17 protein-coding genes and 3 tRNA genes are annotated in these 26869 nt (G+C 48.1%); 13 read left to right on the top strand and 7 right to left on the bottom strand.

Annotated features, from left to right (window positions below; all coding sequences use genetic code 11):
- The first annotated feature begins 25 nt into the window (after positions 1-25).
- The 3 genes from H6570_12815 to H6570_12805 all read left to right on the top strand — a co-directional run bounded on the left by H6570_12815 (position 26) and on the right by H6570_12805 (position 2601).
- Entirely contained in the window at positions 26-1231 is a 1206-nt protein-coding gene (locus tag H6570_12815; GenBank protein ID MCB9320160.1) for an RsmB/NOP family class I SAM-dependent RNA methyltransferase, read from the top strand.
- A 144-nt stretch (positions 1232-1375) separates the two neighbouring features.
- Positions 1376-1879 carry a biopolymer transporter ExbD gene (locus H6570_12810; GenBank protein MCB9320159.1) on the top strand — a complete coding sequence of 168 codons (504 nt, stop codon included), beginning with the start codon at positions 1376-1378 and terminating at the stop codon, positions 1877-1879.
- Positions 1792-2601, top strand: coding sequence for a hypothetical protein (locus H6570_12805; protein MCB9320158.1), 810 nt, complete (start codon positions 1792-1794; stop codon positions 2599-2601). Before H6570_12810 ends, H6570_12805 begins: the two co-directional genes overlap by 88 nt.
- Before the next feature lie 71 nt (positions 2602-2672).
- On the opposite strand, the gene H6570_12800 is transcribed toward H6570_12805, so the two are convergent.
- Positions 2673-4073 (bottom strand): aminopeptidase P family protein, encoded by a 1401-nt coding sequence (locus H6570_12800; protein ID MCB9320157.1) that lies wholly within the window; start codon positions 4071-4073, stop codon positions 2673-2675.
- Positions 4074-4225: 152 nt separating this feature from the next.
- On the opposite strand from H6570_12800, the gene H6570_12795 reads away from it, so the two are divergent.
- The 4 genes from H6570_12795 (at position 4226) to H6570_12780 (ending at position 8375) form a co-directional block, all read left to right on the top strand.
- Positions 4226-4300, top strand: a tRNA-Val gene (locus H6570_12795).
- An 83-nt stretch (positions 4301-4383) separates the two neighbouring features.
- Positions 4384-4458, top strand: a tRNA-Pro gene (locus tag H6570_12790).
- A 575-nt stretch (positions 4459-5033) separates the two neighbouring features.
- Complete coding sequence (locus H6570_12785; GenBank protein ID MCB9320156.1) at positions 5034-7286, top strand: glycoside hydrolase family 3 C-terminal domain-containing protein; 2253 nt, start codon at positions 5034-5036, stop codon at positions 7284-7286.
- 525 nt (positions 7287-7811) lie between these two features.
- Complete coding sequence (locus tag H6570_12780) at positions 7812-8375, top strand: hypothetical protein (GenBank protein ID MCB9320155.1); 564 nt, start codon at positions 7812-7814, stop codon at positions 8373-8375.
- Between the two features lie 19 nt (positions 8376-8394).
- Here H6570_12780 and H6570_12775 read toward each other — a convergent pair whose 3' ends face one another.
- Positions 8395-9282 (bottom strand): glycoside hydrolase family 16 protein, encoded by an 888-nt coding sequence (locus H6570_12775; protein ID MCB9320154.1) that lies wholly within the window; start codon positions 9280-9282, stop codon positions 8395-8397.
- Positions 9283-9574: 292 nt separating this feature from the next.
- Between H6570_12775 and H6570_12770 the strand changes: the two genes are divergently transcribed.
- The gene (locus tag H6570_12770) at positions 9575-11341 is read left to right on the top strand and encodes a tetratricopeptide repeat protein (GenBank protein MCB9320153.1); all 1767 of its coding nucleotides are present in this window, start codon (positions 9575-9577) and stop codon (positions 11339-11341) included.
- Between the two features lie 38 nt (positions 11342-11379).
- Here the strand turns inward: H6570_12770 and H6570_12765 are convergent, their stop codons facing one another.
- The 3 genes from H6570_12765 to H6570_12755 form a co-directional block, all read right to left on the bottom strand.
- The gene (locus H6570_12765; GenBank protein ID MCB9320152.1) at positions 11380-12072 is read right to left on the bottom strand and encodes a hypothetical protein; all 693 of its coding nucleotides are present in this window, start codon (positions 12070-12072) and stop codon (positions 11380-11382) included.
- A gap of 113 nt (positions 12073-12185) precedes the next feature.
- Complete coding sequence (locus H6570_12760) at positions 12186-15128, bottom strand: T9SS type A sorting domain-containing protein (protein ID MCB9320151.1); 2943 nt, start codon at positions 15126-15128, stop codon at positions 12186-12188.
- Positions 15129-15261: 133 nt separating this feature from the next.
- Positions 15262-15335 (bottom strand) — tRNA-Lys (locus H6570_12755).
- 91 nt (positions 15336-15426) lie between these two features.
- Between H6570_12755 and H6570_12750 the strand changes: the two genes are divergently transcribed.
- The 4 genes from H6570_12750 to H6570_12735 all read left to right on the top strand — a co-directional run bounded on the left by H6570_12750 (position 15427) and on the right by H6570_12735 (position 22713).
- Positions 15427-18009 (top strand): lysylphosphatidylglycerol synthetase family protein, encoded by a 2583-nt coding sequence (locus H6570_12750; protein MCB9320150.1) that lies wholly within the window; start codon positions 15427-15429, stop codon positions 18007-18009.
- Between the two features lie 44 nt (positions 18010-18053).
- Positions 18054-19571 carry a DUF1593 domain-containing protein gene (locus H6570_12745; protein MCB9320149.1) on the top strand — a complete coding sequence of 506 codons (1518 nt, stop codon included), beginning with the start codon at positions 18054-18056 and terminating at the stop codon, positions 19569-19571.
- Positions 19572-19716: 145 nt separating this feature from the next.
- Positions 19717-20046 (top strand): helix-turn-helix transcriptional regulator, encoded by a 330-nt coding sequence (locus H6570_12740; protein MCB9320148.1) that lies wholly within the window; start codon positions 19717-19719, stop codon positions 20044-20046.
- Between the two features lie 3 nt (positions 20047-20049).
- Positions 20050-22713, top strand: coding sequence for an ABC transporter permease (locus tag H6570_12735; GenBank protein ID MCB9320147.1), 2664 nt, complete (start codon positions 20050-20052; stop codon positions 22711-22713).
- On the opposite strand, the gene H6570_12730 is transcribed toward H6570_12735, so the two are convergent.
- Positions 22691-23392, bottom strand: a complete 702-nt coding sequence (locus tag H6570_12730) for a hypothetical protein (protein MCB9320146.1) — start codon at positions 23390-23392, stop codon at positions 22691-22693. The genes H6570_12735 and H6570_12730 overlap by 23 nt on opposite strands.
- A gap of 36 nt (positions 23393-23428) precedes the next feature.
- On the opposite strand from H6570_12730, the gene H6570_12725 reads away from it, so the two are divergent.
- On the top strand, positions 23429-25516 hold the full coding sequence (locus tag H6570_12725) for a CocE/NonD family hydrolase (protein ID MCB9320145.1): 2088 nt from the start codon (positions 23429-23431) through the stop codon (positions 25514-25516).
- Here H6570_12725 and H6570_12720 read toward each other — a convergent pair whose 3' ends face one another.
- Positions 25517-26737 carry a DUF2961 domain-containing protein gene (locus H6570_12720; protein MCB9320144.1) on the bottom strand — a complete coding sequence of 407 codons (1221 nt, stop codon included), beginning with the start codon at positions 26735-26737 and terminating at the stop codon, positions 25517-25519.
- Positions 26738-26869 lie beyond the last annotated feature (132 nt).

The raw sequence follows: 26869 nt of genomic DNA, 5'->3' as shown, positions 1-26869 counted from the left end.
ATCTTCACCATCAAATCCTTGGCCTGTGTTGACCGATCAAATTTATCATGATGTCCTGGACGGCTGGATGGCGGTCTATCGCGATGGTTATCTGGCAGACAAGGTATTGCAGCGTTTACTTAAAGATTATCCCCGAACGGCACGGATGGCCCGGGAAATAGTTGCCCAATCGGTTTACGGTATCTTGCGGCATCAGCGTCTGCTCCTGGCTGCGACGGGCCTGGAAGGAGAAATTCCGGATGCCGACGACCAGGACATCCTGTTGCAGGCCTACTTTAAATGGTATGGTGACTACGACCAGCGCTATCACTGGCGGAAGCGACCGGATTGGAAGACCCTGGAAGAACAAAAACAAATGCTATTGCAACATCGCGCCTACCGCTACAGCATTCCGGACTGGGTGGACGCTTATGGGTATCGCGAATGGGGCGATGCGTGGGAATCGATTCTGGCATCGTTACAACAGGCACCACATCAGGTTTTACGTGTGAATACCCTGACGACCACCCGTGAGGAGCTTTTTCAACAACTGAAAAAACTGGAGATCCCCGCCCACCGTGATGCCCAGGTGGAGTCAGCCCTGCATGTCAGACAGTGGACACCCCTGTGGGACCTGCCGGCTTTTAAGCAGGGGAATTTCGAAGTGCAGGATGCAGGATCACAGCAGGTGGGCGCATTTTGTGGTGTGGAACCAGGAATGCGGGTGATCGATGCCTGTGCCGGCAGTGGCGGGAAGACCCTGCAACTCGCTGTGGCTATGAAAAACAAAGGAAAGATCCTGGCGCTGGATACCGACGCCGCGAAGCTGGATGCACTTTCCAAACGGGCACGCCGGGCTGGTATTCACAACATAGAGACGCGGGTCATCGACTCTACCAAGGTGATCAAAAAGCTCCGGGACTGGGCGGATATCGTACTGGTTGATGCCCCATGTTCAGGCAGCGGTGTCTGGCGCCGCAACCCGGATGCTAAATACCGCATCGAAGAAGAAGATCTGGAACAACTGGAACAGACCCAGCGTGAACTGCTCGTGAGTTATCAGCGTATGGTCAAGCCCGGAGGGGTTTTGGTCTATGCGACCTGCAGCATTTTCCCGGCGGAAAATGAAGAACAGATGAACTGGTTTGAGAAGCAACCAGTGAAGCTACATCGTCTAGGTCAGCAGTTTGTCTCTCCTGCAGCGGGTGACCGGGATGGCTTTTTTATGGTGAAGTGGGAGAAAGAAGGATAATCATGCAAATGGAGTTGCACTGAAATACGCCAACATATTCAAGGTTTTTCTTTACCCACCAAATTATTAGTATTAATCATCTTGTTTATATTCTGGGACAGGCCTGTTACCGGTAGCATTTATTAATCGTTCAATTAATTGATTATGCGTCACCGGATGTCTCATGAAATAGCTGCCGGAGCAATGGCAGATATTGCCTTTTTACTTTTGATCTTTTTTATGATCGCTACTAAAATTGAATCCGACCAGGGTATTTTAGTGCAGTTACCACCGTACAACGATACGCCGCCAGTGGCGAGTGGAAATCGAAAAGCTTTGCAAGTGCTTTTAAATGCGGATGATCAAATAATGGTGAGTGGACAACTGGCAAGATCAGAAATGATCGATACCATAATTTCGGATTATCTGCTTTACCAATGGCATGCCGGACAAGAGGCTTTAATTGCACTGCAGGCAAACCGTCAATCTACTTATGCCGCCTATGTTGGTGTATATGATATCCTTTACCGGATAAGGAATCGGTGGAGGGACCGCTGGGCGATGCATATTTATCATAAAATATGGGAAAAATGCAGCACTGTTCAACAAAAATTCATCCTGGAAAAATATGGTTTTCTTATTTCGGAAAAGGATTTGTATTTGGACTAGTTACCCTGTGCCATTTGGTATTTAACTGGTCCGTATGTCTGGGACAGAAGTATGCATTTAATGGACTTCAAGAGGATTTTGATGAAATTTCTTTGGTTGAAGATCAGGATAACTGCGAAAGGGGGCAGGCTCAGGCATTTTCGGATATTAAAAAAGGTAACCTGGGGCTGTACTTTTGTGGACTTCCAAGCCCGGAATTTTATACCTGGCAGAGCATAATTGTCAGCAAATTGCAGTTGAAAATATTCCTTGGCGGATGTGTAGAATCGGTAGAAGGTCATTGTTACAATGAAATAATGGATAAGCACATCAAGGAACGATATGGCGACCAGATCTTCGGGCAAATCTTGGACACAGTAAATCGTCTTTATGAAAAAGGAATAGGGGATAGGGATGCTAAATTTGGAATGGATGAATCGGATTTACAGAAATATATTTATTGCCAACTGAATTCCGAATTATTGTCTTCCATTGACCATGCCATCCCGATAGTAGTTGCACAATTAAATATTGACAGGACGGGAAAGCCTCATCTTGAAAAAATTGTCTTTAGAAATATTCATGCTTTAAGCGACTGCAGGTATGAAAATGAGGTGATGTGTTTGGTTGAGCAAATGCCAAATTGGGAACCCGCGATAGAAAATAGGAAGCATGTGAATAGTCGTTACGCTATCCCGGTATTGTTTGATTTAAAAATGTACGATTGGTTTTGTCAGCATTAATATAAAAATCCATTTGCAGGATCGGTCCTGATAATAACCGATGTAATTTATGTGGTTAATAACTGTGGCAATTAACCATTCCTGATGATCTCGCAGACAGCATCTGCAGACTTGGGGATCGGGTGGCCCAAAATGTTTACCCCGGTATCTGTAACGACGACATTGTCTTCAATGCGAATGCCTCCGAAGTCTTTGAATTTCTCAATTTCTGCATAATTCAGAAATTCAGGGTGTTTGTTATCTGCTTTCCAAAGGTCAATCAGTGTCGGAATAAAATAGATCCCCGGCTCTACGGTGAAAACAAATCCTGGCAGGAGCGGCCTGGCGAGGCGCAATGATTTCAGTCCAAACTGTTTGCTGCGTTCCATACCTGGTAAATAGCCCACCAGGTTTTCGTCCAGATCCTCCATGTCGTGAACATCCAGCCCGAGCATATGACCTAATCCGTGCGGGAAAAACAGGGCATGGGCACCGGCGGCGACGGCTTCATCCACGTCTCCTTTCATCAGCCCGAGCTCCTTCAACCCTGAAGCGATGATTTTGGCTGCATTCAGGTGAATGTCGCGGTACGGGACTCCGGGAGCTACCTGGTCAATGGAATCCATTTCTGCTTTAAGGACCAGGTTGTAAATGGCGTGTTGTATGTCATTCATTGCTCCGCCTACCGGGCAGGTACGGGTGATGTCGCCGGCATAATGCATGGGTGATTCGGCTCCGAAATCGCCAACAAGGAATTGGCCTGCCTTCAGAACATTGCCATGGGCATGATTGTGCAGTGTCTCCCCATGGATGGAGATGATATTGGGATAAGCAGGCATCGAACCTGATGCCAGGGCAATGGCTGTTACTGCGGCATTAATGGCTTGTTCATGGACTCCCGGTTGGGCCATTTCCATCATCTTGATGTGCATTTCCCGGGTCAGGTTGACAGCGACCGTAATCTCTTCCAATTCTTCTTCGGATTTGACCGCCCTTTGGCTGATCACTGTTTCGACCAGTTTCCTGGAAGGATGACCAACAATTTCATCGGGTGTTCTGCCTAACCACTGAGACAGTTTCAGGGTGTTGAGCTGGCGGTAGGGTGGCAGGTAATGGATGATACGGTGTTGACTGACAGCTTGTTGGATCAGGTTTTGTAAGTCACTCAGTGAGCCTGTTTTATGGATTCCTACCCCGGCGGCCTGATCAGCGATGCGTGGCTGTGGGCCCATCCACACAATGTCATCGATGTTAAAATCATTGCCAAAGAGGAAAACTTCACTCGAGTCAGCATCCAGCGCCAATACCAGATTTTGCCGGTCAATGCCGCAATAGTACAGGAACGAGCTGTCCTGCCGGAAGGGGTAGGTGTTATCGGTGTAGTTCATCGGGCTGTCATCGTTGCCCAGGATAAGGATTAGTCCTTCGGGAACACGTTCGATCAGGGTATTGCGGCGTTCGATGTAGGTAGCGGCAGAGAATGTCGGTGTCATGGTCCTCGATTTGTTGTCAATTTAGGAAAATAATAAGGAAGGACCGAAAACCGTGACCTGAAGCCGGTATGATTTTTATTCCTTGGGGATATTGGTTGGCGGATGCATTTTTTTGTATTTTTGTCGGCCCTTAAGAAACGTTCTTTCATTTTGGGTGATTAGCTCAGTTGGTTTAGAGCGCCGCCTTGACAGGGCGGAGGTCACTGGTTCGAATCCAGTATCACCCACACGGGTTTTAGATGTGGGATGTGAGCTATGAGATGGGAGACATTCTCAGATCTCAAATCAAGAATCTCAAATCTAACATATACGGGGTGTAGCTCAGCCAGGTTAGAGTACACGTCTGGGGGGCGTGAGGCCGGTGGTTCGAATCCACTCACCCCGACAACCTTTACCAGGGTCACCAGCGCAGCTGGTGGCCTTTTTTGTTTCACCTCCCGAGCTGAATGGAGACATTCAAGCGAAGGGGGAGAAACAAAAAAGCTGCACCGATAGGTGCAGACCCTGGTAAAGGGTTGTGACGCCCCCTCCAAGGATCGCCGCAGGCAATCCAACTCAGCTAGACAGGAGATATCAGATGTGAGACTGAAGCCGAATGTCAATTCGGGCGAGGAGTGAACGACAAAAAAGCTGCACCGATAGGTGCAGGCCTTGGTAAAAGGTTGTGACGCCCCCTCCAAGGATCGCCGCAAGCAATCCAACTCAGCTAGACAGGACATATCAGATGTGAGACTGAAGCCGAATGTTAATTCGGGCAAGGAGTGTATTGCGGCTTTAACTCTAAAGCTTCTTTTCCCGGCTTTTCTGAAGATGACGGGACAGACGCCACGTAGATACGGAATAAGCGTGGAGTGATTTCGTATCTAATCCATACCCATACAACGTTATTTTTAAATTCAAACGCGGTATCTTCACTATTGAGGTTACCGGTATTATATAACCCTTGATTTATTAGTTGCTATGAGAAAATATGGTGCAGCTATTGCCTTACTGATTTTTGGATTAAATGCCCTGAGCAGCCAGCCGCTGCATCAATCGGCATTGCTTCAATACGACAAGCAGATCGATGACATGATCAGCCAGATGACGCTGGAAGAGAAGATAGAGATGCTGCATGCCAAACACATGTTCACCTCAGCGGGGGTACCCCGGTTAGGAATTCCGGATATGATCTATGCGGACGGCCCCTTCGGTATCCGGGAAGAAATGCAACCGGACGGCTGGGCCGGACTGGGGTGGGAAAATGACAAAGCGACCTTTTTCCCTACCGGATCCGCACTGGCCGCAACCTGGAGTCCGGAGCTGGCATACGCCTACGGTACCGGTATGGCTGATGAAGCCAGGCGCAGAGGCAAGGATATGTTGCTCGGCCCTGCAATCAACATTCAGCGTATACCGACGGGTGGTCGCACCTACGAGTATTTAAGCGAGGACCCCTTTCTCAGCTCCCGTCTGTCGGTGGCTTATACCCGGGGCGTCCAGGATCATGGTGTGGCGGTTTGCCTCAAACATTATGCACTCAACAACCAGGAGAACAATCGCGGCACAGTGAATGTGATCATTGGTGAGCGGGCCATGCGCGAGATTTACCTGCCCCCGTTTGAATCCGCGGTGGTCGAAGCGGACGCTTACGGGGTGATGGCAGCCTACAACAAGGTCAATGGCTGGTGGTGCGCTGAAAATGATGTTTTACTCAATAAAATATTGCGGAAAGAATGGGGATTCGCCGGCATGGTCATCTCCGACTGGAGCGGTACCCACAGTACGGTAGATGCGGTGAACCATGGCCTGAATGTGGAAATGCCAACCAAGCAATTTCTGGGTGATGCATTGCTCGATTCGGTTAAGGCCGGTATCGTTTCCGAATCCATCATCAACGAAAGGGTGCGGGAGATACTCCGCGTACGCCTGGCCATCAAACCGATACCGGCCGAAGAAGCCAACCAGATCATGACATCCCAACCTGCCCAGCAAAAGATAGCGTATGAGGTAGCCTGCAAATCCATTGTCCTTCTAAAAAACGATGGCACCCTTCCCCTTGACCTTAGTAAGAAGCCGGTGATAGCAGTCATTGGTGCGAACGCTACCCAGATTATGGCTACCGGAGGTTTAGGTGCCGGGGTGAAGACGTTGTATGAGATCACCCCGCTGGCCGGACTGAAAGATCGTATCGGCGATCAGGCCGAATTGAAATATGCCCAGGGTTATGTCCCGGTTGTCTACCACTGGGGCAGAAGGACTCCGGAGCAAATCGAAAAGGAGAATCAGGAAATCGAGACCAAGTCCATCCAACTCGCCAAGGAAGCAGTCGAGGTGGCCTCACAGGCCGATCTGGTGCTGTTCATTGGTGGTGATAATCGCGCCGTGGAGACAGAAGGACGGGACCGGGAAACCATCACCCTGCCATCGGGACAGGACGATCTGATGCAGCAAATCGCTAAAGTCAACCCCAACATTGTGACCGTACTGGCCAGTGGAGCACCCAATGACCTCAGGGTGGTACAACCCCTGTCGAAAGCGCTCCTGATCTCCTGGTTCAATGGTTCAGAGGGAGGTCATGCGCTGGCAGATGTATTGCTTGGCAACCTATCACCGAGCGGACACCTGCCGTTTTCGTTACCCATAAATCTGAAGGATTCTCCGGCATATGCGCTGGGTAACTACCCTCAGGGGGATAAGGGTGGTGATGTTTTCGCCAACCTGGTATCCGAGTCCGAATCTGCTGGAAAAACGAAACAAACAGAGAGTGACCCCAATGCAGCCTACTATTCGGAGGAGTCCCTGGTAGGTTACCGCTGGTTTGATACGAAAAACGTGCCGGTAATGTATCCCTTCGGGCATGGGCTTACTTATTCGACATTTAATTATTCCGGCTTGACAACCGATAAGGAAACCTATGGCAGCACTGATGTAATTGCACTTTCACTCGATGTACAAAATGCCGGTAATATGGCAGCCGATGAAGTCGTTCAGGTCTATGTCCATCGCAAGGACGGTTCGGTATCCTGGCCCGTAAAAGAATTAAAAGCTTTTACAAGGGTTCCCTTAATGGCTGGTGAAAAAAAGACGGTTACATTGCAGGTACCGGTAAAAAATCTGCGCTATTGGGATGAAAAAAGCCACACCTGGAAAGACGATTTATGCAACATCGAATTGCTGGTAGGCGCTTCAGCCGCTGATATCCGGGAAAAGAAAGACGTCACCCTGCGTTGAATCCCGGTTGAGATCAATGCAGTCCGATTGCTGGCTGGAAACACCCGGAAATATCAGGATCCATATTGGTTACGCAAGCCCTTATGCTCTGTATGGTTTGGTAAAGGGCCCGGTAATAGGTCACTTCAGTTGTACCAGGAAATGCAGTACACCAGGTATGCCGAAAAATTAACATCGGAAGGAATTACCACGATTTTCTTGCAGAGTGATTTAATATCAAATTACTATATATGTTAAAAAATGATTATGGAAAGCAATGGGTCATAAGTCATTGGAAAATTTAACAACAATGCCGCAACACTGGAGACCATATTCAGTTCTAATAGCGTCGCTTGCGGAAACCTGATTATATCTTTAGCATGAATTTTGAATCCTCGACAAGCACAACACTCTATAAACAAAATTGCATTGACCGTTTCCATTGATCGAATCTTATCCAGCCGCTTTCTAATCCTGGTTATTGTATTAGTTGTCACTTTGTCCCGGGGGGTAACCCAGGACTTATTATCTGATGAAGGTTGGAGCATGGTAACCTCAGACAAAGATATGATGGTTTATACCCGGTTAACACCCTCATCTTCTATCAAGGAACTGCGTATTGATTTCGAGATGACCGGCACCGTTGCCGGTGTGATGGAGGTCCTGGATGATGTGGAAGGATACAGCCACTGGGTTTACAAATGTGAAGAACCGGAACGGATTACGACCATCTCCGGTCAGGAATTTTATTACTATGTACAGACCGACATGCCCTTTCCGGCCTCGGACCGGGATCTGATCATCCGGTCCAGACATCAGATAGATCCGGCTACTGGTATCTATCGTGCGCATTCGCTGGCTGCGCCGGCATATTTACCTGACCGAGAAGGGATGGTGCGGGTACGTAATTTTGAGTCCTACTGGACCGTAAAGCCAGCTGGTACAGGCAGGGTTTCCATTGACTATCGCGTGCGTACCGATCCGGGGGGGAGCATTCCTGCCTGGATTATCAATCTGGGCATATCGGTCGGGCCAGTAAAGACCATGGACCAACTGGCTGCAGCAGTCCATGCCTACAGTTCCCGTGTAGCCAACCGGGAAGATGACTGATCAAAGTCTCCCGTAAGAATTAATTCTCCTTTTCCTGATATACCCGTACATAATCAACCACAAACCGGGCAGGGAAGAGTGCATCATCGATAGCCCCGCCATTTGTTCCACCCAGGGCAAAGTCCAGTAGCATGTAATGTGGCTGCCGGAAAGGATTATCCGAGCCGTCCTTGTTGTTTACGTCATCCAGAAGAACCTCATTTAAAAGCTGATCATCCACATACAGCCGGATAAACGTCGCGCTCCAGTCCATGGTCCAGGTATGGAATTGTGCAGCCCACGCCGCTCCTCCGAAATCATCTATGTTGTGCCGGGTGTCGTGCCATTCCGTTTTACCATTCGCGCCCTGACAAGCCACATTGGCTAGCAGGAGACCACGGTAAAATTCCATGATATCGATTTCTCCATTAGCCGGCCAGCGTCCATGGCTTCCCAGCGTCCACCAGGCCGGCCAGAACCCTGAACGAATATCGATCCGGGCGCGCATTTCAAATCGCCCGTAGCGCCATTCCTGTTTCCCTCTGGTGTTGATACTGGAAGAAGTATAGGCGATGCGGGGCCGGGTTTGACGCCAGTCTTTGCCTGAAGCCTGGAAGAAAGGGTTGACTTTATCTTCTCTCCTGGCTTCTAGGATCAGCAGTCCGTCTTCCATCCAGGCATTCGCTTCCTGGTACCATTGATCTTCTTCATTGCGCACAAATCCATGTTCGAAATTCCAGAAATTGGTGTCGGGTGGACCGGTCCCCTCAAATTCATCCGACCAGACCAGCTGAAGAGAATCTAAATCTTGCGGTAATTCAGAAAGCCTGGTCGGTTGGCCGCTACCCTTTGGAAGAAAAAATAAGCAAGCGTATAGTCCTGTCAGCAGGGGTATGGCGTGATGCAGTATTCTTATCCGGTAGTGCATGATCGGATCATTTTTAAAAGAATATTGATGAATTCTTAATTCCTCCTATACTCGTTAAAATAGGAATAAATCGTATCATTAAAGTATAGAACCAACATGATACTGTATGCTAAAACGAACAAAGCGAACCGGAAGGCCTTTGATCATTTATTATTTATTGTTGTTCTTTGGCATCTCCACATATGCGCAAACACCTACTATTGATTCCTTGTTGGTTGTTTTGGAATCCGAAACAGATCCTGTAAACAGAGGCGATATACTCTTGCAATTGACACGGCTTCATATAAATGACTTGCCTAAATTTTTAGAATATCTTGATCAGGCTGCCACCATTCCAGCTTTTGCATCGGATTCTAAATGGTCCAACCACATTCAGTTTTTGCGAGGATTCTATTTCGAGCGGTTGCGAAATTTTGATTCCGCACGGATTTATTTTCAAAATGTATTGGATGCACAATCGGTCACAATTACGGATACCCAGATTGTTTCCGCAACTTATTTTAAACTGGGCAATATGGCCCGCCTGGAAGGTAACCAGGATAACGCCATTGAATTTTTCCAGAAATCTTTGCAGTTGGATGAGGCCAGAAGTGATGAAAACTCAGTGGCTGGTACGCAGATTGCATTAGGAGTGATCTATAAAAATATTGGACTCTATGACCAGGCTATCACCTATTACCAGCAGGCATATGATACCTATGCCAAGTCGAATCACTATGAAAACATGGCAACGTGCATGCTCAATATTGCCAACGTCTATAGCCGTCAAAAAAAATATCCGGAAGCCATCGATCAATTTCAAAAGGCCCTGGAGTTTTCCGAAAATGTTTCGAATCCCGATAATTTATTAGCGTTCATTTATGGGAATTTGGGAAATTGTTATACCCAGCAAAATGACCATGCTCAAGCACTCAACTATACCCAAAGGGCGTATGAGTTGATGAAAGGGAAGACAGGTCCGGAGGAGCAGGCAACAATGTTGATTGGGATCAGTAATAGCTTACGGGAATTGGGCCGCCTGAATGAATCTGCCCGCCGGTTGCAGGATGCGCAAAAAATGTGCGAAAATGCGGATGGCTTGATCCAGGTTCAGGAAAGAATTCAATATCAATTGTTTCACATTTATCTGGAGCAAAACCGTTTAAAAGAGGCGAATGATGCCATTCAATTGCATTTAAAATTACACGATAGTCTTCAGCGTTCCGAAGTCAGTAAGCAATTATTGGAAATCAATACCAAATACGAAACGGAGAAGAAAGAAAACCAGATAGAATTATTAAATGCCGAAAATCAGTTGACGGCAGCAAACCTGCGGGCATCAAAAAACCGGACCATTGGCTTGCTTGCCGGATTTATTTTGGTGGGAGGACTACTGACAGTTGTCTACCGACTTTTTCAGAAGACAAAATGGCAAAACAAGCAGATCTCAAAGGCATTGCATGAAAAGGAAGTACTTCTCCGCGAGATCCACCACCGCGTAAAAAATAATTTGCAGGTTATATCGTCACTACTGGCACTCCAGTCGGAACATGTCGATGATAATATTGCCCTGAGTGCATTGCGGGAAGGGCAGGACCGCGTACAATCCATGGCGCTGATCCACCAGAATCTATATCAGGATCACAATCTGACCGGCGTGTCGGTCCGTGATTATTTTATAAAACTGATCCGTAATTTATTTGACTCTTACAATATCCACAAGGACCAGGTCAAGCTGGAATTGAATATCGATCCACTTAATCTCGATGTGGATACCGTCGTGCCTATTGGTCTGATCGTCAACGAGTTGGTCAGTAATAGTCTGAAATATGCGTTTCCGGATCACCGGAAGGGAACCATCCGGGTTGATCTGACGGAAGCGGATAATGCACTTCTTCTGATCATTAAAGATGATGGTGTGGGTATGCCTGCGGGAAGTGAGGAAAACCTCGGTCAATCATTCGGCTACCGGCTGGTTAAAATATTTACCAGGCAATTAAAAGGAAAAATGTCCATTTCCGGCAATCAGGGAACACAGGTAACCATAGACATCAGGAAATACAGCAGGCCTACGGTTTAAAAGGTCGTTCGCCGGATATTTGTAAATGGCAACCAGCATCATCGCATGGCATCAATGATCAATTGGGATACGCCATCACCATCTTTATAATGATGCGAGCCATTTACGGTTTCAACTTTTATATTCGGATGAATGAAGTCCGGAGGAAATATTGGCTTTTCTTCATCACCGTAGATGCATAATACGGGTACTTTGCGAATGGCATCCATAGCCTTTACCACATCGTTTGCATAGTTGTCAGGGCCCATGCCCATCATGTCAATGTAGTGTACCTGAAAATCCGTGGTTTTTGCAGGAGACATTAATACGACTAATTTTATTTTCTCCCGCAGGTCGGTGGGCAAATAGGAATAAATAAACGGTACAACATCTGCTCCAAAAGAAAATCCAACGAAAAGGATGGATTTACGATTCCACTTTTGCAGATATTCCCGCATGACAGGCGCCAAATCCTGTGCGGCTTTTTCCGGCTGGACATGATTCCAAAAATATTTCCGGGAGTCAAGTCCGATCACAGGCATTTTCAGCTCGGCCATTTTATCTGAAAAAGGTTGACAGAAGTGGACCCATCCGCCGTCGCCTGATAAGAAAAACACCAATGGGGCATCATGGTTTTCGGATGCAGGGGTAAAGTGCAATTGCAATTCTTGTGCCGTCAGCACGGAAGGAGGGATAATTCCTAACCATAAAAAACACAGGAAGTGAACCCATTTGTATGGAAGTATTAACATGAAGTACCGGATATTTGACACACTGTTTGTCCTTAAAATGAACGTTAAGTGCTCCATTTTAGTCGAAAATATGCACCATAAATTCCATAACAAGCGTACGCCTGTTAAAGTTGCTACAACTTGATTATCCTCTCCCTTGCCAGCACTCCGCCCACATTATCATTTACCAGAATTAGATATATCCCGGCTGGAAGAGCACTTAGGTCCACCGTATTATGCGTCCCGTTGACCCACGCAGTATGAACCTTAACGCCATAAATCGAATATACGGTCACCAAAGATTGTTGTCTAGCTTCTGACAGGATCCGGACCTGATCCATAAATGGATTCGGAAAGATCTTGACTGGTTGAGAAGTAAGACCTTCGACAGCGGTAGTCAGGCAGTTTGCCTGTGACTTTGATTCTACAACCTTATGGATTACTCCCGAGCAGCCGTTGGCGTCGGTAAGTGTTACCTGATACGTTCCCGGGCCAATATTTGCCCTTTGCAGACCGGTGGATCCGTCATCCCACAAGTAGCTGAAAGGAGCTGTGCCGCTTGCCGCTTCAGCCTGTAAGGTGCCTTCGTCATCCATACACAAGGTATCGGGCCCCAATAAATTGGCATTGATAACCGGACATCCGCCCGGAATATAAAATCCAAAATCCACAGACATATTCCCGGAAGGATTGTAGTCAAACCAATCCGAAACTACATCATCATCATCCAGAGGTTCTCCATCTTCAGACAAGTCAATAATACCGGAGGCGAAATCCATTTCTCCCAATCCTGCAAACTGAATGCCCGGACGGCCATTGTTGTCTTTATCAATATCTGTGTTTGGGTCCAAAACGACACTGGTGCTGACCATGCCATGAAGCGGCTGGCCTTCGTCCCAATTTTCGAGAAACCATACAAATACCAAGTATTTACCTGGCTCTAAACCACTGAAGCGATAAAAGCCACTGGAATCCGTTTTTACGACTCCTCTGAACCCATTGGAGTCTGGAATATCATCGCCATCCGAGTCCGCCCAAAGCAGTAAGCTGACTCCCGGAATCCCTGGCTCCCCAAAATCATCCACTCCATTGCGGTTGAGATCATTCCAAACGCGGTTACCGATCGCATTGGCGCCAAGGGGCCGCACGCCTGGATAGACAGCCTGCAGCGTTGCGCCTTCCATAAAATGCTGAGCGGTAATGTTTTGGCTGAGGTCGTTGATATTGCCAGTGGTATGGTCACTTTGATCCCTGGATACCAAAGGACGGTTGTATAGTTCAACTTTGACCAGTTCTTTGTCACCTGGCACCACCAATCCAAAGTTGCATAAATCATTACGCCAGATGTGATACCCCCAATTATAATCAGCAGTCCTGATGTAGGACTGGTAAGGATCGACCATAATTAAAGTGCTGCCGTCTGCATAGGTCATTTTCAGAGTAATGTCTTTTGACTGTTCGAAAAATGGCCTCCATTCCGATTGCATCCGGCTAAAAGTTGCAGGATCGGTAGGATCGATGATTGGCGGCAAAGTTCCGGTGAATTTGATCGGCTTATAAATAATGTTTGCTTGAGGCTGCGTCTCATGGGCGGTACCATAAACCAGGTAGACAGAAGTATTCAGCTTTTCCTGACCCAACACCTGCATCTGTTCTTCGTACGTTGCATCCTGCGGCTGCGCCGGGTCCCGCTGATAGACCCGCTGTCCATTTTCGATTTTTGCCAACGGAAATCCCTGCTGCCTGTAGAACTGAAATGGCTCGGCACTTCCACGGTAATTAACTTCACCCGTGTATAGTTCCATACTTCCGATCATATAGCGCTGCATAGCCAGTTCTGAAAAATCACCAAACCCTTCCCAAGGTCCCGGGCCATAGCTGCGGGCTTGCAGGCAGTGGTTATTTCGTTGCATGGCATCCGATGCCTCAAGACCTGCCTGACCGCGTGCATCATAGTGGCAGATGGGGTCAATGAATTCATACAAATGCTGCAGAAAGCTCCAGGACTCGCCCCGGCCCCCACCATTGCCCGTGTCACCCCCGTAGGGATAGACGTATTCCCATTCGGACGGATTTTCTTTGTGGTAGTAATCTCCCCAATGCTGAAGACTGAAGGCATGTCCCAATTCATGTACAAATACATCGTCATAATCAAAACCTACAAAGGACTTGCCACCTCCCCATCCGCCCGGGGAAAGGTTGAGTGTGTTTCCGAAATAGAAAGTTGACAGATAATCCTGCGTGCTGCGGTGCAGGTTCTGCATAAACAGGGTGGCAATGGAATTGATGGACCCGTCGCTGTTGATGTTATTGGCTTGCATTTCGCCCCGGGACTTTAACCGGACCAGTTGCTCGGAGTCATTGTTGGCAATTACTTCGGGCATAACCAGGCGCTGTGGAAATTTACCAAAGCGCACGACACTGGCTGGAAATACTGAGGCCATTTCAGCAAGTAGGTTCGGGATTTGTGCAAAGTGCGGCGGCTCCGTATTGTAATCCAGCAGGTCCATTTCGAAGAGAACCAGGTTGAGCTCCGTATAGGGCCCAATTTTAAGTTCATCTGGGGTAATTATTCTGGTTTGCCCGTCAATATGCAGTTTCAGACTTAATCCTGACTGGATCCAATCTTTGGGTAGTGTCACGGAAAAATAATCGTCAAAATTTGGTACGCTCAGGTCAATGGATGATGGTAATTCCGCAGGTCCTTTCAGACATTTTACACCCAGTGAATTCCCATTCATAAATCCTTCCACCTGGACATCAGGTGCCTGCCCTATACCGGTAACAGCCACCTGAAACAAAGCGGGCCGATATCCGATTAAAAAATAAAATGGATGGTCAATGGATAACCGCTGCGTTTGGGCAAAAAAAATGCCTTTCAACGATGCGGAAGCGTTTCCTATGCCCAAGCAGGTTCCCTGATCATCCGGTTCAGGGAATACATATTCGGAAAATTGATAGGACTCAGGCAATGCCGGATTGGTATTGGGGCGTACAGCACCTAAAACGGTTTGACCATTGGCAACCGTAAAACAACAGTAAACCATTATCCCAATGCAGATGCCTGCGTATTTCATAGCCAGCGGTTTTGGCTAAAATACTTAATTATTGCAAACTTTCATTTTGGCTTAAAGTCGGTGGTTAGGCTATGCTTTTTACTCAGCTTTTTGGAGTAAAATTTTGGGTTTGCCATGTTTTGGCGATTTTTTGTTGACCCTGAAGGATTCGAACCTCCATCTCCCCGGTAAAGTGCCGGGTTCTCTATCCAGTTGAGCTAAGGGTCAGTAGTAACCATCTTATTTCATCCAAAAGACAGTATACCGATAGCGGGTCACACCTTATTTTCGTTTTAATCATTTTTCCTAAATTGCCGCTATGCATAAGGCACTTCACTTTCTCCGCGGTAAGCAAAAGATCTTGTTACAAATTGCCCTCAGTTTGCTTTTTGTTGGCTTAGGGGTGTATTTTTTCCGGCACGAAGAAGCCGAGATACCCAAAGTGATCGACGCGCTGAAGGTCGCACGGATTCCCTGGATGATCGCAGGAGTGGCTCTTCTGATCGGTTTTATTGTCGTTCAGGGCCTGATGTATGTGTACAGCTTTAAAGCCATCGACCGGAAGATTGGTCTGGTCACTGCAATGGCTTTATATCTGAAGCGTAATCTGATCAGTGTCTTTCTGCCGGCGGGACTATTAACCAATATGTTCTTTTTTACCGGAGAACTGGAGCGCAAAGAAGGCGTTACCAAGACGGATACCTATTTCGCCTCTTCCATTTTCAGCATCAATTCCATTTTGTCCTCGGTCATTATTGGCATTCCGGCATTGATCTGGTTGCTGCTGAAAAGCAAGCTCAGCGGGGGTATGGTTTTAGGCATAGTCCTGATAGCACTGTTTATGGGCTTAGTGATCTATGCCATCCGGGATATCCGTAGCGGTGGACCCTGGTATCATTACCTGGACCGCAAGATGCCTTCCCTGTCGGAGATCCTCAGCAATCTGCGCCAGAACGCATTTGACCAACGGTCCTTCTGGAAGGTGCTGTTATTATCCTGTGTCATCGAATTGATCGGTATCAGCCATTTGTATATTTCGATGGAAGCGCTGGATTTGCCGGCATCCTGGAGTGCTGCGATCATCGGTTATGCCATCGTATTGGTCCTGTTGATGAGTTCGCCATTTTTGCGTGGGGTAGGGGTTATCGAAGTAGCGCTGACGTATGCGTTGACGTTGTTTGGCCTGACGACCATTGAGGCGATATCCGTGGCCATGCTGTTTCGCTTTTTTGAATTCTGGTCCCTGCTGATCATCGGAGCCATTTTGCTGGTATTCCAGCGAGGATCGCTGTTGGTCCGTGTTTTCCCCGCCTTGCTCCTCTTTGCTTTAGGCCTGGTCAATATATTCAGCGCCATCACGCCGGCAATACCAGCAAGGATGCATGTTTTAGCGGATTATCTGCCGCTGGCTGCGATCAATGCTTCCACCTACTTTGTCCTGTTTTCCGGCGTATTGATGCTGGGTGTAGGTGCCTATCTGCTGCGGGGCTTGCGCAATGCCTGGTGGATGGCGGTGATACTGAGTGCACTGTCCCTGATCACCCACCTCACCAAAGGGATCGATTATGAAGAGGCTTTGGTCGCACTCATCGTTTTGGTGAGTTTGCTGATTGAGCGGAAACACTATTTCATCCACAACGATCTCGCTCTGGCAAGGCTGAGTTTTTTCCCCGGGCTGGTCGTTTTGGTGGGCGTTCTGGCCTTTGGAACCATTGGGTTTTATTTTATCAACGTGCGGCATTTTAATGCAGATTTTACCCTCCTGGCTTCATTGAAAGAGTCGGCAACCTCGTTGCTCCTGCTTAATGTGGATCTGGTTCCGGTCACCCGGTTTGCCAAAGAATTTCTCTACGGGATGCATTTCCTCGGGGGCGCCTCGCTGGCATACCTGGCTTTTTTATCCCTGCGACCCCTGGTGATCCGCAGCAAGAGCCACTCCGAAGATCGCGAGAAAGCCAAAGTGCTGGTTTCCCGCTATGGCAACTCGCCTCTGGATTATTTCAAGTCATACGATGATAAATCATTTTGGTTCTCGGAGGATGGGGAAGCTATGGTGGCCTATAAAACCAGCCGTACCTATGCCATTGTTCTTGAAAATCCGGTCTGTAAAGATGAAGCGTCGATGGTCGAGGTCATCCGGCAATTTGAGCAATGGTGCAGGGATAATGGATTGCGGACGGCATGGTACCGCATCCCTGAGCACAGTTTGGCCACCTATGAGCAATTGGGTAAAAAATCGTTGCCGGTTGGCGAGGATGCTAATGTGGACCTGACGCAGTTTAACCTGCAGGGCGCCGGCAAAAAAGCATTACGCAATGTGTTGAACCGGCTGGAAAAAGAAGGCTTCACATTTCACACCTACGACCCTCCCCAGACAGACCGATTACTGCAGCAGTTACAGGCAGTCAGCGGGGATTGGCTGAAAGAGACCGACCGGAGTGAATTGGTTTTTTCACAGGGATTATTTGATGTGGATGAGCTGCGTGAACAGCAGGTATTTACCATTGAGAACACCCAGGGCAAGATCGTTGGTTTTGTAAATATCATACCCTGTACCACTCCGGGTATGGCTAATTTTGATCTGATGCGCCGGACCCATGATGCGCCCAATGGGGTTATGGATTATTTGTTCGTCCGGATGTTTGAGCGGTTACGGGATCAGGGCTTTACCCAGTGTAATCTGGGGATGGTTCCAATGAGTGGAATCGACGACCCGGAGAACATTCAGGAACGGATCATTAAACTGGCCTATGAGCGGATCCGCCAGTTTTCACATTACAAGAGCCTGCGCTTCTTTAAGGAAAAGTTTGAACCTGGCTGGGAAATGATGTATCTGGTATACAATGAGCCATTTGACCTGATTTACATACCCGGAGCATTGGAAAAAGTCATGGAGCCCTGATCCTGAGAAATATCGCGTAAATTAAGTTCCCATAACAGAAAAGCATGTGTTACTCAATCACCCGTTGCACCCTGATCGTACTTTCTTGCCTATTACTCCCGGCAACTGCCCCACTTGGAGCTCAGACTGTGGCTAAACCCAATACCATCGTTACCACTGACGGAGAAATTGATGATGTGGATTCCTTCATCCGGATGTTGTTGTATTCCAATGAGTTTCACCTGGAAGGTCTGATCTACAGCAGCTCCCAGTGGCACTATAAAGGTGATGGCAAGGGAACCTCATTTGTTTCGGAGCTGGAGATGACCAGGAGAATTTACGGGGAACGAATGGAATTGCGCTGGCCGGGTACCCAATGGATGGACACGCTTCTCGATGCCTATGCAGAAGTCTATCCCAGTTTATCCCAGCATGCGGAAGGGTATCCGACGGCCGATTATTTGCGTAGCCTGGTACGGGTTGGCAACATCGATTTTGAAGGAGAGATGGAGAAAGAAACGGAAGGTTCACAATTCATCAAGGACCGTTTGCTGGATGATAATCCGGAACCCATTTACCTGCAGGTCTGGGGAGGGACCAATACCATCGCCCGGGCCCTGAAGTCGATCCAGGAGCAATATGGAAACACTGCCCGGTGGGATGCTGTCTACCGGAAGGTTTGTGACAAAACCATACTGTATATGATCCTGGATCAGGATGCGACCTATGCCAAATACATTGCACCCAACTGGCCGGATATTCGAATCTATTACAACACCAGTCAATTCTGGAGTTTTGCTTATTTCTGGAAACGCACGGTGCCGGAAGCATGGCATCATTTTCTTGAAGGCCAATTTATGGGTGATGCAATCATTCATGGTCATGGTCCATTGCTCACACAATATTACAGTTATGGCGACGGCCAGAAGCAAGCCGGTGATCCCGAGCACATCCACGGCGACCCAGCCCATCTGAAAGACGGTCAGTGGGGCAGCTTTGGAAAATATGATTTTATCTCGGAAGGGGATTCGCCCTCGTATTTGCATTTGATCAATGTCGGACTGGATAATCTGCAGCATCCCGAATACGGTGGCTGGGGAGGCCGTCTGGTGCCGTCTGCGACTCAACCGAAGCGATGGGAGGATGGAGACCTCGTGACCGACTGGAATCCGTATACCAAGCAACAAGATAAATCGTACCCGCAAACCCGCTGGATACCTGCAATACAGGAGGACTTTGCCGCGCGGGCAGAATGGTGTATAAAGCCATATAGGGAGGCCAATCATGCCCCGGATGTACGGTTGAAGGGAAAGGCTGTACGGACAGCTTCGCCGGGAGATCAGATTCATGCCAGGATCAAAGCCAAAGATCCGGATGGCGATTTGCTCCAAATCCGTTATTGGCAATATCGGGAAGCGGGAACCTATCCCGGTGAAGTCCATCTGACCAGTCGCGGTAATAAAGTGCATTTTCGGATACCCGACAATGCGGACCGTGGAAGCATACACCTCATTGCCGAGGTGAAAGATGGCGCCAGCCATCCAATGACCCGTTATGCTCTGTTGGTCGTTGAGGTTCAGTAGGGCTAATTAAGTACGGACCTGTACGAAGTGGAGCCGATTTTAACCTATGTTTCCAGGCTGTTCATCGATGATCCAGGCTGTTGATCCATATTTGTTTGACAAATCTTAAAGAAATAAATACATTTGTTTGACAAATCTAATAGATATGATTCCGGATCAAATTGGCCATTTCGAAGAGCAGGTATTGACGCTGGTCGCCATATTGGGTGAGGAAGCCTATGGCAATGCCATCGTCGAAGAATTCAAGAGCCGGCTGGATAAAGCCGTCAACCTCAGTTCGGTGCACGTCACCCTGTACCGGCTGGAGGATAAAGGCCTGGTGAAATCACAGATGGGCGGGGCGACTAATTTACGGGGAGGCCGGCGAAAGCGAATATTTACCATCACCAATGCCGGCATGGCTACGTTACAAAGCCTTAAATCCTCCCGCGAGCAATTGTGGAAATGGTTGCCCGGACTTAAATTCTCAAGCTAACCCATGGACAAGGGACCTTCCCGCTGGGGTTTGCGACTGTTGCGTCGATTCTGCCCCCCGGCACTGGTGGAAAGTGTCGAAGGCGACTTGATGGAGCAATACGAACAGCATTTGAAGCATCATAGCCGGCGTAGGGCCAATTTGATGTTTCTGTATCATGTATTCCGATTTTTCAGATGGGGAATTATTTCCCGAAATCATCCGACCATGCATTTTTTCAACCGTTCATTGATGGGTAATCACATCAAGATTGCCTTGCGCAACTACCGTCGCCATTTTGGATATTCTTTGATCAACCTGAGTGGTTTGGCGGTAGGCCTGGCAGTCTGCTTCATTCTTTTCAGTTATACACGCCAGGAACTGAGCTACGATGACTTTCACCGGGACATCGATAAAATGTACCGCATCAATCAAACCAATATCTGGTCTCAGGACGGAGGTTGGTTCGCCAGTACGGCCCCCCCTTTGGCGGAACAGATGCTGCAGGAGATCCCCGGGATTGAGGCGGCAACGAGGATCAACACACCCGGAAGTTTTGAGGTAAGGTACCATCAGGATGGTCTACGCGCACTGGTATTCCAGGAAAATGATGTATTGGCGGCTGACTCCAACTTCTTTGATTTTTTTACCCTCCCGCTGGTTGCCGGGGATCCGGAAAATGCCCTTTCCGGAAAAAATAAAGTGGTCATCACGGAAGAAACAGCCCATAAATATTTTGGGGATGAGGAGGCAATGGGTAAAATATTATTGCTGGGTGACAATCAGACCCCGGTGGTGGTATCAGGGGTCGCGGCCGATCTTCCGATCAATATGCATTTCAAATTTAATCTCCTGCTTTCGATGCCGACCAACCCCGCAGTTAAACAGTTTGACTGGAGCTGGATCTGGTCCCAGGTGGCTACTTACGTGAAAGTAGCTCCGGGTGCTTCGGTTCCATCCATTAATGCACAAATGACCAAACTGTTTAACCCCAGGATCCGTGCAACGCTGGATCGCATTGGAATGGACTACGATGACTTTATGCAGGGGAAAGGCGACTGGAAATTTCAATTGCAGCCGGTACGATCCATACATCTCCATTCGACAGGCATAGGTAATCGTCTGGGAACCATTGGGGATATTAAGATCGTGCGGATACTGCAAACCCTGGCGCTGCTGGTATTAATATTGGCCCTGATCAATTTTGTCAATTTGAGCACGGCCCGGGCGAATTTACGGAGTAAAGAAATCGGTGTAAAAAAATCCATTGGGGCCACTACCTATAATCTTGCCCAGCAATTTCAAACTGAATCAGTATTAATGACCTTTATGGCTGGTATATTGGCTATCCCGGTCATACTGGCGCTTACCGCTTTAATCGAACAACAAATCGGCATCGTTATTTCTTTCGCCTATTTTAGGCTGCTGGCTTTTCTAGTGGTCGTATTAATTCTTGCAGGTATTGGATTTTTAGCAGGAATTTATCCTTCCATTTATTTGTCGTCACTGAAACCAATATCCGTACTGGGTGGAAATAAAAGCAATAAATCCGGGTCTCCTGGTATGCGCAATGTATTGGTCACCCTGCAATTTGCAATTTCGCTGGCTTTGCTGAGCGGTAGTTTACTGATCTCACGGCAACTGAATTATTTAAGTCAAAAAAATTTGGGCTTTGACCGTGAAAATATTCTGGTGGTACGGAATGCTGAAAAATTAACGACTCATCTGAATGCTTTCCGGGACGAGCTGGTCAATATGCAGGGAATAAAAGGAGCCTCGGTAGCCATGAATGTTCCCGGACAGATTTATTATGAAGATATTTTTTCAAGGGAAGGCTCTGAGATCAAACTATCCGTCAACCAACTTAAAATAGATCCTTATTATTTTCCTACACTCGGGTTACAATTATTGTCTGGAAGGAATTTTGAGCAAAGTAATCCGGGAGATCAAAATCACGTCATTATCAGTGAGACGGCAGCTCGATTATTTGGTTGGTCACCGGAGGAGGCTTTGCATCAGCATATCATTTATCCGGAATTAGAGGACAACCCGGAAGTCATTGGTGTATCCAGGGATTTTAATTTTCAATCGCTCTATGAAGACATAGCTCCCATCATCTTCTTTCGTACAGATGCTCCGGTCTGGGGAGATGGACGGGTGGTGGCGATTAAATACCGCCAGGACCAGGAACGTGAAACCATCGCTCAAGCACACCGGTTATGGGATCGATTTAATCCGGAGTCACCATTTAACTATGTGATTCTCAATGATGAACTGGCAGGTATATACAACCGGGAACACCAGCTCAGCTCGCTGGTTTCACTCCTGTGTCTACTGTCTATATTTATTGCGGTCCTGGGCCTGATTGGACTGGTTTCATTTACCCTGGATCAACGCAGGAAGGAGATCGGCATCCGTAAAGTGCTGGGTGCATCACTTGGTTCCATCCTTTATTTGATCAACCGTCAATACTTGCTTTTGTTCCTGATCGGGCTGGCTATTGCGGTGCCCTTCACCTGGACCACTGTTCAGCAGTGGCTCACCGACTTCGCCTACCACATACCTGTGACCTGGACCAGTTTTGTCCTGGCTGGCTTCATCCTCATGGCCATTTGTCTGACACTGGTAGGGATGCTGATTTACAACACCATCCGTGCAAATCCGATTAAATCGATCCGGGAGGAGTAGGCGGGGAGGGGGTGTTGGATGTGTAAAACACCTCGAATGTTTGATAATATTGCGCCATTCTGCTTGAAGCAAAGTCTTTTTCTTCCTTGTAATCATGCCATGAAGAAAAAGGCCAATCATTCGGATGTTTGGTAAAGTGGTGATGAACAGGGTTTAAATGGACATACCTGATTACATTTCGAATATTTAAATAGTCTTTTACCTGATTTCGCTTAAAGTTTGATGTAAAAAGGCTGCCGTTTCTGCTGTAGACTTTATTAAAGGCTTTGGTATATCCGTTAAATAAGTTTGAGTATTGCTGGACAACGTATTTTGAAAGTAATTTTTCAAGTTCCAAATTGCCTTCAAGGTTTCCAGTCAGATTATTTTGCTTCAAATTGTGCAGATATTGTTTAAGCTCATTCATTGATTTCAAATCAATAAAACCTTGAAGGCAGGTGACATGCCCGATGTTGAATTTTTGTCGTTCGACCATTTCAAGCAGAATGCACACGTGGTTTCTGACTTCAACCAAAGCATGAAAATGGTTTGGCATAAGACAATATGCTATCGTTTTTGCCACTGGATCTATATGCTCTTCCCACTTGCTTAAGAAATAGGTATAGTTCTTTTTTTCACGATATAAATTATCAGATCCTTTAGCATGATTATAAACGTGATAGGTTTGTAATGGGTACAAATTGATTGGATATCTTGTGTAGCTAAGATAATTAAAATGAAGATGTATTTTCCCGGAGCTGTGAACATTTATTACCTGATCTTCTTTGTGTCCCTTCTTTTCACCCCCCTCCACGCCCAGACCCCTCAACCACCTATCCTAACACCGGATTCCATCACCATCTGGGAAGTATTTATCCCGATGCCCGATGGAGTGCACCTTGCGGCTGATCTGTATTTGCCTCCCGGATTTGAAGAACATCAGCCATACCCTGTCATTCTGGAATATCTGCCTTACCGCAAAGACGAAAGTCGCGGAAGGCGGTATCCGTTTTACAGTTATTTTGTCCGTGCTGGCTACATATTTGCGCGGGTTGATATCCGGGGGACCGGACGGAGCGAGGGTCATCTGGTGGATGGAGAATACTCCGAACAGGAGCAGGCTGATGGCGAGGTGATCATCAACTGGCTATCCATACAACCCTTCAGCAATGGGAACATCGGCATGCTGGGTATCTCCTGGGGTGGATTTAACGGACTGCATATGGCCATGCGCCACCCTCCCGCACTGAAGACCATCATCTCCCTGATGTCCACGGATGATATCTATCAGGATGACGTCCATTTTATGGATGGCATCATGCACCTGGATGCGTATGAACTGGGCATGGATGTGGGTAATGCAGTACCCGGGCCGCCGGACTTTATCACGGACAGTGCCTGGTATGCAGATCGCTTCGATACGGAACCCTGGTTGTTAAAGTACAAGCGTCATCAGACCGATGGTCCATTTTGGGATCGGGCATCGCTAAACGAAGACTATTCCCGCATTGATATCCCCACTTTCGTGATCGGTGGCTGGTACGATGGTTACCGGGATTTTATCCCCCGTTTCCTGGAGCATACGGACGCACCCTATAAGGCCATACTGGGGCCCTGGAATCATACCTGGCCACACACTGCAGAGCCGGAGCCAGCCATCGAGTGGAGAGATATTGCCGTGCGATGGTTTGATCATTGGTTACGGGGTGAAGAAAACGGGATCATGGAGGAACCGGCATTTATTTATTATCAGCGTGATCATCATGCCCCGGGCTTTGACCTCATGGATATTCCCGGACAATGGATTCAGGATGACCGGTGGCCGGACGGCGAGGACACCACTTTGTATTTCACGTCAAACCACGGCCTTGGAGCAGCTGCCTCCGATACATTTAGTCATCATTTACGGTATAAGCCGACCGTGGGTATTGAAGCTAGCGGTTCGGTGATGTGGTGGGGCGATTGGGCGCCGGACCAGCGACCTGCGGATGCTTACAGCCTGGTGTATGACTCTCCGGTATTGGCCGAAGCAGTTGGAGTAATGGGATTTCCTGAAGTGACATTATGGGTGGCTGCGGATGCTCCTGAAGCCAACTGGGTCGTGCGGCTGTCGGATGTGGCTCCCGATGGAAGCGTAACCGAGGTCACTGGCGCCGGATTTAATGGTACTCATCGCTATTCGGACATTTTTCCACAGCCTCTGGATCCGGATAGTGTGTATCGCCTGTCGATAGAGCTGCATGTGACATCGTGGACCTTTCAGCCCGGCCACCGGATACGTGTAGCAGTAAACAATGCACAATGGCCCATGTTCTGGCCTACACCGTTTCCCATGCAAACACTTCTCCTGGGTGGAGGCAGGTATCTTTCCGGGGTCACGCTACCTCAGGCGCCGCGGCATGCCACCCCTTTGGAGCAGCCCTTCAAGCGACCTGCAGAGGATCCCGTTCTGGCCGGATATCGCTCGATTGAATCCGAAACGTTATCAGGCTTTGCAGAAATAAACACCATCACCCGCAATGAGCGAACCCAGACGACAACCGTACTGGCGACCAACTCGGGTCGCGATGAATATCCCTTTGGAACCATTGCCTATACGGAATCCATAACCCACGAAGTCAGTGACCTGCATCCGGAGGGGGCCAAAGTGAACAGTATCTATACCATCACGGTGGAAGCAAACGGACGGGTAATAACCCTGATTGGTGAACTTCATTTTTCCGGTGACTCGGAAGCCTATTATTACGACTATACCCGGCGACTGGAAGAGGGAGGTAAGGTGATCCACCAGAAAAACTGGCAGGAAGTGATCCCACGCCAGTGATCACTCCGCCGCCGTCTTTACAGTACGTATTGCAGCCACCTGCAATTCCGGCAGATCGTGCCCCGGCGCCTTCAGGTAAAAATAACTGATCGCGGCTACATCATCAGACCGGTAATAATTCACCCAGGAGTCCGTCGTACCGGGGAGATCAGGCTGACTGAGGTCCACCACTTTTCCCGGCTCATACATGGGATGAAATACGCCGTGCTCTTCAATAATCTCTACCGGAATCAACGGCGCCCCGGAAGCCTGAACAGCCTGCAGATTGGCTTTGTTGTCACCACCCATTTGTTGGATGGTAACGCGGCAACCCTGGTGGAAATAGATTGGGTCCGGCAGGTGAAAGCGGTAGAAAGAATATAGTTTCTTTTCTTTATCTGCGACGGTACAACCCTGATATTGGCCGATATAATGGCCCTGACCCCAGCCGGTACCGATGTAATCTTCCGTGCCGGTGCCTACCAGGGTAGGAGCGTGGTCATCACCATCCAGGTAAACTTTGACTTCACCTTCCCCAAACCAGCCATTGGCATAGCGGTGATTCAGGAAGACGGTGACAGAAGTGCCCAGGTAACGCCCTGCACCCTGTACAGAGGGTAATAATTCAAAATCTTCTGCCAGTGTGGTCGCAGTATCCCGGTGCCAATAAGCGTGCAGGTACATCATGTTTTCATCCCAGGCTGGAATAAGCTGGTAGTCGATGTCAAAAAAGACCAGATCGATTGCTTTGTCCAGATCATTGACTAGTTCGATGCGCGCATGGTCCTTAAATGGCATCGGGAGATAGGATGTAAAAGAGCGCCCCTCCGGGCTGGCAAAAAAGGCGTTTTCAAAAGCCAGCCCTGTGCTTAACCCAAGGGCATAAAAATCTCCGAAAGGGACATCCACTGCGGGAGACGACTCCTGGTCCCAGGTCATCCGGATCCTTAGTCCCCGCAGATCCCGGGGTGTACGCTCCGATAAGGTAAACCACATCCGGTTGATAATCCCCGGTCCCTTGACATCCAGTACAGTGATGCTTTCCCCGGCAGGCAGGTGATCGTATGCATGCCCTTTGGCGCCGTTGTTTTCCTGGCCTCCTGCTCCTTTTACCCCATTCAGGTTCTCAAAGCTGCTCCAACGGGTTTGTGTACCGGGATGATACATAAAAGCAGCATCCGGGTAGTTGTTTACACAGGCATTCAACAAGAGGATCAGTAAGCATATTCCCAGGTATCGCATTGACGTCAATTTTCCCATAAGATAAAAAGCTTTTTGCCGTAAACGACTTATTGCGACGTGGGAAATGAATTGGAATGCTGGATTTATCGGAACGATTTTTTTCAGAAAGAGCAGTACAAAATCGTTGGTGAG

The sequence above is a fragment of the Lewinellaceae bacterium genome (assembly GCA_020636135.1).
Lineage (GTDB): Bacteria > Bacteroidota > Bacteroidia > Chitinophagales > Saprospiraceae > JAGQXC01.
This window is presented reverse-complemented; position numbering and strand designations above follow the sequence as displayed.

What these genes read in the sequence shown, in the direction of transcription:
- H6570_12810 (MCB9320159.1), top strand. Translation starts at nt 1,376, where the DNA reads ATGCGTCACCGGATGTCTCATGAAATAGCTGCCGGAGCAATGGCAGAT.
- H6570_12805 (MCB9320158.1), top strand. Translation starts at nt 1,792, where the DNA reads ATGGGAAAAATGCAGCACTGTTCAACAAAAATTCATCCTGGAAAAATA.
- H6570_12800 (MCB9320157.1), bottom strand. Translation starts at nt 4,073, where the DNA reads ATGACACCGACATTCTCTGCCGCTACCTACATCGAACGCCGCAATACC.
- H6570_12785 (MCB9320156.1), top strand. Translation starts at nt 5,034, where the DNA reads ATGAGAAAATATGGTGCAGCTATTGCCTTACTGATTTTTGGATTAAAT.
- H6570_12780 (MCB9320155.1), top strand. Translation starts at nt 7,812, where the DNA reads ATGGTAACCTCAGACAAAGATATGATGGTTTATACCCGGTTAACACCC.
- H6570_12775 (MCB9320154.1), bottom strand. Translation starts at nt 9,282, where the DNA reads ATGCACTACCGGATAAGAATACTGCATCACGCCATACCCCTGCTGACA.
- H6570_12765 (MCB9320152.1), bottom strand. Translation starts at nt 12,072, where the DNA reads ATGTTAATACTTCCATACAAATGGGTTCACTTCCTGTGTTTTTTATGG.
- H6570_12760 (MCB9320151.1), bottom strand. Translation starts at nt 15,128, where the DNA reads ATGAAATACGCAGGCATCTGCATTGGGATAATGGTTTACTGTTGTTTT.
- H6570_12750 (MCB9320150.1), top strand. Translation starts at nt 15,427, where the DNA reads ATGCATAAGGCACTTCACTTTCTCCGCGGTAAGCAAAAGATCTTGTTA.
- H6570_12745 (MCB9320149.1), top strand. Translation starts at nt 18,054, where the DNA reads ATGTGTTACTCAATCACCCGTTGCACCCTGATCGTACTTTCTTGCCTA.
- H6570_12740 (MCB9320148.1), top strand. Translation starts at nt 19,717, where the DNA reads ATGATTCCGGATCAAATTGGCCATTTCGAAGAGCAGGTATTGACGCTG.
- H6570_12735 (MCB9320147.1), top strand. Translation starts at nt 20,050, where the DNA reads ATGGACAAGGGACCTTCCCGCTGGGGTTTGCGACTGTTGCGTCGATTC.
- H6570_12725 (MCB9320145.1), top strand. Translation starts at nt 23,429, where the DNA reads ATGAAGATGTATTTTCCCGGAGCTGTGAACATTTATTACCTGATCTTC.
- H6570_12720 (MCB9320144.1), bottom strand. Translation starts at nt 26,737, where the DNA reads ATGCGATACCTGGGAATATGCTTACTGATCCTCTTGTTGAATGCCTGT.